At 60.6% G+C, this 3714-nt stretch carries 3 protein-coding genes; all 3 read right to left on the bottom strand.

Annotated elements, in window-relative coordinates; translation table 11 throughout:
• Window positions 1-577 precede the first annotated feature (577 nt).
• Complete coding sequence (locus tag H7U36_RS14910; RefSeq protein ID WP_087358787.1) at window positions 578-1420, bottom strand: PHP domain-containing protein; 843 nt, start codon at window positions 1418-1420, stop codon at window positions 578-580.
• 13 nt (window positions 1421-1433) lie between these two features.
• Entirely contained in the window at window positions 1434-2576 is a 1143-nt protein-coding gene (locus H7U36_RS14905; protein ID WP_205156418.1) for an adenylyl-sulfate kinase, read from the bottom strand.
• Between the two features lie 10 nt (window positions 2577-2586).
• The coding region (locus H7U36_RS14900; protein ID WP_330637162.1) for a hypothetical protein at window positions 2587-3714 on the bottom strand (1128 nt) is incomplete at its 5' end.

The raw sequence follows: 3714 nt of genomic DNA, 5'->3' as shown, positions 1-3714 counted from the left end.
AGATGTGTATAAGAGACAGGTCTGATTAAAATGATGCACAGCCTGGGTGGCGGTAATCTGGAGGAATTAGGGATTGCCCTAAATGTAGCATGCCTGTCTCTCGGATATGCCATCTTTTTGAATCTGCTATTACTTCCGGTAGGGTTTCTGTTGCGAAAGACGTTGGGAGAGATAGAACAGGCGGATAAGGTAGACCAAGCTGCGGGAACTATTTCGGTGCGGCGAAAGCGCAGTAGAGCAGGGTGATTGGTCGGGGTGAATTAGGGCATCTGTTTACCTGCCGGGCTGAACTATATAGGAAGATAGATATTTTTCTCTGACAGGAGAAAGCACATAGGCCGCAGCCTCTGCGCTTGGTGTAAAAAAGAGAACTGCACTTCCGTACGCCGCCCTTTCGGGCTGGCGGTTCGGAAGTGCAGTTCCAGTTCTGTCGCCTGATAACCGAAGCCGACATACTGCTCTGTCATGCTATTTCAGATGAAGAAAGCCCCGGATACATACCTGTTCTGACCTACCTTTATCTAATCGAGAAATCCATCATACCATGCCAAACGCCATTTGTAACACCGTACGTAAATCAATTGGGGACTAGCTGGGCATTTTGGAAGGTTCCCAGCCAGTCGAGGTTGAGGGGAATGGGGGTAAGGAAGGTATCTGGTCGGACGGCCTCCCCGTGGAAATCGCTGCCCCCCGTGATATGGAGGCCGTATTTGTCTGCAAGGCGCAGATAGGCGGCGGTCTGTTCGGGGGAATGCCGGGGATAAAAGCACTCAATCCCATCCAGCCCCGCGTCCTTCAGTGCACGGAGGATTTCCTCCAGGCGCCCGTGGGAGCAGCCGAGCTGGCAGGGATGGGCCAGAACCGCCTTTCCGCCCGCGTCATGGATGGCCGCGATGCATTCCGGGGCGCCGGCCTTCCACCGCTCAATGCGCTGGTATTCGTCCGTGTCCAGATAGCGGTCGAAGGCCTCCCGGAGGGAGGAGACATACCCGCGCCGGAGCATCACCCGGGCGAAGTGGGGGCGGGCGACCACTCCGCCGCCGGCGAGGGCCTCCACCTCCTCCAGCGGCACGTCCAGCCCCTTCCCGCGGAGAAACGCGGCGATGCGGTATTTCCGCTCCTCCCGGCTGGCGCGGAGCCTGCGGCAGAGCTCCGCCAGGGCGGGACACTCGGGGCCCAGATTGAGGCCGAGTATGTGCATGTGACGGTCCTCCCGGGCCCCCAGCTCCACCCCGCGGAGCACCGTCAATCCGCAGGCTTGTCCCGCCCGGACGGCCTCCTCCGCGCCGTCCATGGTGTCGTGATCGGTGACCGCCAGAATCTGGATTCCGGCCGCCAGGGCCTTGGCGGCCAGTTGGGACGGGGTATACTGCCCGTCTGACGCGGTGGTATGGGTATGCAGATCCGCGGGACAGGTCATAAAAACCGCCTCCTCAATTCTTCACCGCCACAACGCGGATGACGGGGGGATCGTCGTTGCCGTAGGGGGCGAAGCCGGTCTGTTCCCTGGCGTACTCGATGCGGAAGCCGGCCTGCCGGAGGGCCTCGGTCAGCTCGTCCAGCACAAGAAAACGGCGGTAGTGGTTGTCGTAGAAAAAGGCGTTGCGCTCCAGCGCCTCCCCCTTGCCGTAGAGCGGGTCATGGACGCTGCGCACCTCGATGAAGAACTTTCCGCCCGGCCTGAGGGCCCGGGCCATGCTCCCCAGGAGCATCCGCTCCTGCTTCTGGTTGATGGCGTGGATGGTAAAGCGGCTGTAGGCGTAGTCATAGCTCTCCGGCTGGTGGAGGGTGTGGCTGACGAAGTCGCCGCATACGAACCGGGCGTGTGGGACCGGCTGCTGCCGGAGCATGCCGATGGCCGCCTCAGACAGGTCCATCGCCACCACGTCCAGCCCCAGAGAGGCAAAGTAGAGGGCGTCCCGCCCGTTGCCGCACCCCAGCTCCGCCAGCGTCCGCCCCGGCTCCACCAGGGTGGACACATACCGGGCGAAGGGGGAGGGGCTGGTGGGGCAGAGCTTGTTTTGATAATACAGGTTCCAGTAATCGGTATTGTCGATGGGGTGCTCCACGATATTCGGGTAGAGCGCCCCTTCGATCTCCTCTACCAGCTCCAGCGGAGTGCGCTCCCCGTCGTTCTGGAGCACAAGGTCGGGGCTTTGGGGCTCGTCAAAGGGCAGATCCACCCCCACCACATTGCGCCCCCCGGTATAGAGGCCCTTCTGGTTGCGCTGGATGAGGGTCTCTTTTTTGACCCGGATATAGATTTCCTTGTAATTTGGAATATGCTCCCGGTTCCAGCGGCGCACAGTGTCAAACATGGCGATGGAGCAGCACACCACGTCGATACCCTGGTCGGAGAGCAGCCTGCACACCCGGAAGATCCGGCCCGCCCAGCGCAGGCGCTCATCGTTGGTGTAGCCCACATCCTCGCCGAAGGCCACCCGGATTTCGTCCCCATCCAGATAGACCGCATTGGGCTTGGTGTTTTTGAGCCGCTGGTAGAACAGGCTGCCCACGGTCGTCTTCCCCGCCCCAGACAGGCCGGTGAAAAAATATACGGTTCCCTTGTGTTCCATGTCCTCCTCCTCAGTGATACAGCGGCTGTTCCAGCAGCGCCGGGTCCAGCTCCAAAAGGGGCATGAAGTTCAGCGGCGCGCCGTTTTTGTTGACGAACCGCAGCCCCCGCATCAAAACGCCTGCGATCTCCCGCCGCTTGGCCGCCATGTTTTCCCCGATCTCGGTCAAGATCTCCTGCCGCCGCTGTTCCGGGTCCTCCCCCTCGAAAAACACCTTGTGCTCCATTGCCTTTTTATAGGAGGCCAGGATCAGGTCCGTGCAGCCGTGCAGCCTGCCGACCAGCGCGTTCATCGCCTCTTCGTCCATGGGCGCGCCGTCGTAATACTGAAAATCATAGCCGTAGCGCCGGTATACGTCTCCCATCAGATACTCCAGATACACCCGCTCCTCCCGGCCCAGGTACTCCTCATAGGTCCGGTAGATGGCCGCCGGGTCAAAGCCCCGGTCATTTCCCTTCAAAGACTCCGGGTCCCGCTCGCCGTTGCGGGAACAGTAGGTCATGCTCTTCGTATAGGGTAGGTCCAAAAAGGCTGCCAGGGCGGTAAAGGTGGCTTTCGGATTCAGCTTGCCGTCCTCAAAGCGGACCAGCACCGAATCCTGAAACAGTCGGTCCTGCCAGTCCACCATGTAGTTCCGGTTCAGGACCCGTTCGGTGAGCTCGTCGGGGATTGTCAGCGGCTCCTGGCCCGGTTTCCACTCGTCAATCTGGCGTTGCATGAATCGCACACACGCCCCGGTGGAGGTGGTGGGACGGCGCAGGGGTGTAAACGTTTTGATATACTTGAAGCCCTTGAGGGGGGAGAAGTCCCGCAGCTCCTGATACTCCGGGGAGTCCAGCACCGCCCGGTTCTGGTCGTTCGCGCCCAGAGTGCAGTGGTAGTTGTGGAAGTGGGGTTGGAAAAAAATAGATGGAACGATTCGGGCAGCGGGGTCCAGGTTCCGCAGATCCGCCATAGCCAGATAAAGGGCCACGAAGATATCCTTGTCCGTCCGGTCCCGCATCCGGCTGAGCTGATTCGCCAGCCGCTGGGGCTTCTCCAGATCCCCGTCACCGATGACGCTGTCAAAGGTGATCGTTCCGCCGCTGCTGAGGAGCTGTCGGAACTTCGATACCTGATCCCGCAGATGGTAGAGCAT

Source organism: Faecalicatena fissicatena, assembly GCF_016900595.1.
GTDB lineage: Bacteria > Bacillota > Clostridia > Lachnospirales > Lachnospiraceae > Claveliimonas > Claveliimonas intestinigallinarum.
The sequence above is the reverse complement of the archived record's forward strand: the minus strand, read 5'-3'. Positions and strand labels throughout refer to the sequence as shown.